Genomic DNA, 4,690 nt, shown 5'->3' with positions numbered 1-4,690 from the left:
AACCGAGATCCTCTGCTGGGCTGCCGCTGCCCGCGGTCAGAGCTGGGGACGTTCGTCCGTACGCAACTGGGGAGAAAAGTCCGTACGCCGACACCAGCTGGGCCGCGGTCGTCGAGGACGGTGTTGCGGTGCCGCCGGCTGGGGGTGCGCCGGGGTGGCGGGACGGCGGGGATCTCGCCGGCGCCTGGGTCGCGGTCCGGGGCGTGGGTCAGGTCGATGGTTATGGAGTCCAGGAGTGCCTCGCTCAGGGCCTCCTGCTTGGTGTCCATGGCTTCGCGGCAGCCGTCCTCGATGAGCCGTTCGAGCAGGCCGACGACTCCGCCGGTGCGCTCAAAGAGGTACTCGGGCATCGTGCCCGTGCTCAGCATGCCGGGGCCGGCGTTGAGGAGACGCAGGGCGTTTTCGACGCCGGTCAGGTGGGTGACCCATGCGGCGATGTTGGCCGGGCTGTCGTAGCGGAACCGCTCGAGCTCGACCAGGTCGAACCGGCGCTCGGTCTGGGTGGCCTCCAGCCCGTTGACCGGGCGTGGGGAGGAGGGTGGGAGCGTCCACTGGCCGGTGGCGGCGTCGCGGCGGCCTTCGCGTAGCAGGCCGGAGCCGGGGATGTCGACGCCGACCAGGACCAGGGTGATGTGCATGCTCATGAAGGCCCGGATCAGGTCGAGGGTGTCCTGGTCGCCGGCGCGGTGCATGCGAAGCCTCGTAATATCGTCGAGAATCAGGACCTTGGTGCCGTGGTCGTGCAGGCAGTCGGCGACCAGGTGGATCAGGTCGGCAGGTCCATCCACGAGTGGATCGGCGCGTCGTAGAAGGGCAGGATCGCCTTGCAGAGGCTCTTGGGCTTGGCGGTCACCGGTGTCTGGACGTAGGCGACCGGGGCGTGCAGGTCGCGGGTGCCGGCCAGGGCCTCGGGGTTGAGCTGTCCGACCAGCTCGCGCCAGCCGTCCTCGAAGGTGGCGATGATCTCGCAGACGGACTCGGTCTTGCCCTGGTAGCCGCCCCCGGTGATCATCACCCCGGCCCGGGTGGTGGGCCGCTGCTTGAGCGAGTTCGTCTCGATTCGGCTGGTCAGCAGTTTGCCGACGGCCCGGCTCATCGGCGTCGACGTCGATAGCACCGGCAGATTGGCGTGGGTCGCGGTCCGGTGCAGGTCGTGGATCTGCCAGCGGCGCTTGCTGAGCGCTCTTCGGGCGTCCCGGTCCAGCACGGGCGCGGGGATGAAGCTCTTGCGGGTCCGCCGGTAGGTGTCCCAGCCGGGCAGGGTGTTGCGGGCCGGTGGCGGTCCGGGGAGCACGAACGGAGCAACTTCGCCGGTTACAAGACCTCGCCTTCCGTCTGGCCGGTGCGGCCGTCGTCCTCGTCATCGGGCAGCAGGGTGAACAGGCTTCGTGTGTGCAGGTCCTCGCCCAGGGTCGGTGGAGGCGCGGGTGGCTCGGCAACGGCTTCCTCGCGCCGGCGGCGCCGGTCGGCGTCGACGGCCCGCCGGTTCTCCCGCTCCAGATCCTCCGGACGGACCGGGGCAGGCACGACCCGCAGGGCGCCGGAGACGGCCGGGCGGCAACCGCGGCCCGCGCACGGGCCAGCTCGCGGGCCCGCTCCGCCCGTTCCGCCTTGGTCCACTGGCTCGGCCAGGCACCGACCGGTGTCTTGGCCGGTAGCAACTCCACCAGCACCGGCAGCAGTTCACGGTCGTCCTGCGGCTTCAGGCCGCGACGGGCGGCCTCGCGCAGGACCTGGTGAACGCGAGCGTCGGAGAACGCTGGCACGTCGTCGCCAGTAGCCCGTTCCACCGCAGCGCGTGCCAGACGCCGCCGACCTCGAAGAACACCTCCCGGCAATCCCGCGGATCACGGTGGATAGCCCACTTGGTGCGATGCCTGCCTCCCCGCTGCGACGGCCCGCTGCGGAGCGGATCCAGCACCGGTTCGCTGCCGCCGTACCAAAGTCCGCCGATCTTCACGCCCCGACGGCCGTGGATCTTCACCAAACGCGCGGGCAGCGCGTAGTACAGATCCGGCTCCGGAATCTCCAACGGATCGCCGTCCCGGGCGGCTGCGGCCGCGAACAGCGTGTTGGGGCTGTGCCGGCCCTCCGGATCCCAGTCCGGTGCGTACTGGTCGAGCTTCCTGTTCTGCCAGATCCGGACGATCCAGGTCGCCAGAAGGTGCTCCATCTCCGCCAGCGTCCAGACCGCGTCGCCCTCCGGGCCCACCCCGCGGTCGGCGACATCCACCCCGCGGTAACCGAGCAGCAGCTCCAGGAGCAGGGACTGGATGCCCGCGAAGGCGCGCTCGCAGGCGGCCTTGTCCTGCGGCCGCATGGCCCTCGCAGGCAGCACCGTCACCCCGAGGGTGCGGGCGACCTGGACCATGTGGTGGTTCTTGTAGACGCTGCCGTGATCGCTGGTCACCGTCTCCGGGGCGAAGAACGGCCGCCCGGCCACGGGGTGCCCGGCGAACTCCGCGACCAGGGCGGCCGGGGCGCCCGGGTAAGGCCAGGCCATGTCCTCGCCCCAGCCCGGCCGCATCGGCAACGGCAGCATCACATCGCGTAGCAGCATCGCCACCTCCACCGAGGAGTCCGACCCCGGAGTCAGCCGGAAAGCCACCAGCGAGTGCGTAAACGCGTCCAAGGCCAGGGTGAGATCCACCGAGATCGGCTCGCCGAAGACGTCGTCAAGCACTTTCACCGCCAGCGGTGTGGTGTCCAGCACCACCACCTGCCCCGGCCGGGAGATGACCACCTTCGAGGCACCCGTCTCGACCGCCGCGGCCGAGCGCACGTAGCGCTGTCGCGCACCCTGCGGCCCGAACCACTCCTTCCACACCTTCGCCAGCGTGGTGCGGTGCGGCAGCTTCTTCTCCAGCTCAGGACCGAACTTCTCCCGCACGTACTGGTGGATCAACCTCTCCTTGGTCGTCATGCTCAGCCTCGAGCGGTGCAGCGACTCGGCATGCACCGCGCGGATCGCCTCCGCGAACTCCGGCAGGATCGACCGGTGCCCGCTCAGTGCGCGAGTCCAGCGGCCGTCGGCCAGGCCCACCACGCCGTGCTCCCGCCAGGCCACGGCCATCCGCTCCAGCGTGCGCGTGCTCACCTGGCTCAGCCCCAGGAACTTCGCATCCGCAGCCGGCAGGGCCCGCAACTCGGCCGCCTTCGCCTCCCGACGCTCGGTCAGCGTCGTGCGCTGAGGGTCGAACTGCGGACGCGGCTCACCGGGCTCCGCCCAAAACGCACTCCCGCTGCGATAGCCGGTCTCGGTCTCCAGCAAGGTGGAAGCGTCAGCCGATCACCGTCTTGACCCGGGCCAGCGTCCAGCGCTGGTCCTCCCAGCCATGCGCCGCCGGCCCTTTGACGCCCTCGCCCAAGGCGAACAGCTCGGCCGCCTTGAGCCGTAACTCCTCGCGGAACCGCTGCCGTTCGGCCGTCAGCCCGCCCCCTTGTGGATACCGCATGACTCCGGTGATACCGCAGCGAACGGCCAGCCGTCACCCCTTACGACACCACGAGTTCAGCCTCAGTAGCTCGGTGTTGCGCTACCTGTGCAGATCCATTTTGAGGTGCTGAACTGCGAGTTGTTGACCGAGTCGCTATCACTAGAGAAGCCGCCGGGTCGGATGCTTGCCATATGCGCGGGTGGGAAGCCCTGCCCCATGTACCTCCAAAGTTTTGCCGTTACAGGCAGGTCATTGACATAGGAATTGATGCCGTCCCATGGGATCTGCAGACCGTAGTCGAGGAGTTCAAAGCATGCGCTGGTACTCGTTGACGAAAATGACATCTCGCGGTATTGGGTGCTGCGGTACAGGCAAAGCTTCCCAGAGGGACAGCCACCCACAGCGGCAGCGGGAGTTGCATTAACAAGGGTGCCGCCTGCGAAGAGGGTGAGCGAGGCGGTAATTGTTGCGCCTATGCGCTTTAGGTTCACTGTGAGTCCGTTCTTTCACTTGCGATCTTGATGGCCCATGCAAATGCGGAGGATCGAGCCTCGCATGCTCTAAGTACGAGTGCTATTCGGGCTTGAAATTGCGTTAAAAAAACTGCAGACCACATCGTCAGCGACGGGTTACGGTCACGGCACATCGCTCCCATATGGCGAGTACGGCGTCGGCCCCGCAACAGCCCGATGATCGTATGACGCCGAACGACGCTTGAGAAGAGGCTTGAGGGTCACACCACTGTGACCGGACAGCGGAAGAAGCCCTCTCGAAAGATCAATTCGGGCCCCAATCTTCCTGAACGGACGGTTCAAGCCACAGAAACAGCGGATCAACCGACAACAGTTCCCCATCGACGACCTGCCCGTCAGCAGGCGGTCCTGCTGGCCGGGGCGCGGCTGAGTGAAACGTCGACGACCACGGTCGGCTGCTCTACACGGGCACCCCCAAGCTCGGGCTGGGGCAGCTCGCCACCGGCATTGTGCAGACCGCCGACAGCGAAGACTCAATGTCAGTGGCCCTGTTCGAGCCGGACGCGCGATGACGTCCCGTCTCCCGGACGGCGAGCCCAAGGAGATCCAGGTAGAGGGCGCCATCGCAGCGGGGCTGCGGCGCTTCTCCCGCGGCTTCGCTGATCTGCGGACCGTCCCCGGCTGGCCTAGTACTGCAACGGTGTTTGTTCTGACTGGTGGGCAGGTGTTAGGGGCTGTGTCCGCGTTGTTTGTGGTGGCTGACGCGGGCTTGGTGTTGTC

At 67.8% G+C, this 4,690-nt stretch carries 4 protein-coding genes and 2 pseudogenes; 1 reads left to right on the top strand and 5 read right to left on the bottom strand.

Annotated features, from left to right (window positions below):
- The 5 genes and pseudogenes from ACFWBQ_RS38200 to ACFWBQ_RS38180 all read right to left on the bottom strand — a co-directional run.
- A pseudogene (locus ACFWBQ_RS38200) lies at positions 1–788 on the bottom strand (hypothetical protein); the annotation flags it as partial.
- A complete protein-coding gene (locus ACFWBQ_RS38195) occupies positions 767–1,294 on the bottom strand; it encodes a hypothetical protein (RefSeq protein ID WP_385508629.1) in 528 nt (175 codons plus the stop codon). The pseudogene ACFWBQ_RS38200 and the gene ACFWBQ_RS38195, both read right to left, overlap by 22 nt.
- Before the next feature lie 20 nt (positions 1,295–1,314).
- On the bottom strand, positions 1,315–1,527 hold the full coding sequence (locus ACFWBQ_RS38190) for a hypothetical protein (RefSeq protein WP_385508627.1): 213 nt from the start codon (positions 1,525–1,527) through the stop codon (positions 1,315–1,317).
- Positions 1,528–1,702: 175 nt separating this feature from the next.
- Positions 1,703–3,271 carry a hypothetical protein gene (locus tag ACFWBQ_RS38185; protein WP_385508625.1) on the bottom strand — a complete coding sequence of 523 codons (1,569 nt, stop codon included), beginning with the start codon at positions 3,269–3,271 and terminating at the stop codon, positions 1,703–1,705.
- A 10-nt stretch (positions 3,272–3,281) separates the two neighbouring features.
- Positions 3,282–3,455 carry a hypothetical protein gene (locus tag ACFWBQ_RS38180; RefSeq protein ID WP_385508623.1) on the bottom strand — a complete coding sequence of 58 codons (174 nt, stop codon included), beginning with the start codon at positions 3,453–3,455 and terminating at the stop codon, positions 3,282–3,284.
- 1,023 nt (positions 3,456–4,478) lie between these two features.
- On the opposite strand from ACFWBQ_RS38180, the pseudogene ACFWBQ_RS38175 reads away from it, so the two are divergent.
- Positions 4,479–4,690 (top strand): annotated as a pseudogene (locus ACFWBQ_RS38175) (hypothetical protein); the annotation flags it as partial.

The organism is Streptomyces sp. NPDC060035, from assembly GCF_042736635.1.
In the GTDB taxonomy this organism is placed as follows: Bacteria; Actinomycetota; Actinomycetes; order Streptomycetales; family Streptomycetaceae; genus Streptomyces.
This window is presented reverse-complemented; position numbering and strand designations above follow the sequence as displayed.

What these genes read in the sequence shown, in the direction of transcription:
- ACFWBQ_RS38180 (WP_385508623.1), bottom strand. Translation starts at nt 3,455, where the DNA reads ATGCGGTATCCACAAGGGGGCGGGCTGACGGCCGAACGGCAGCGGTTC.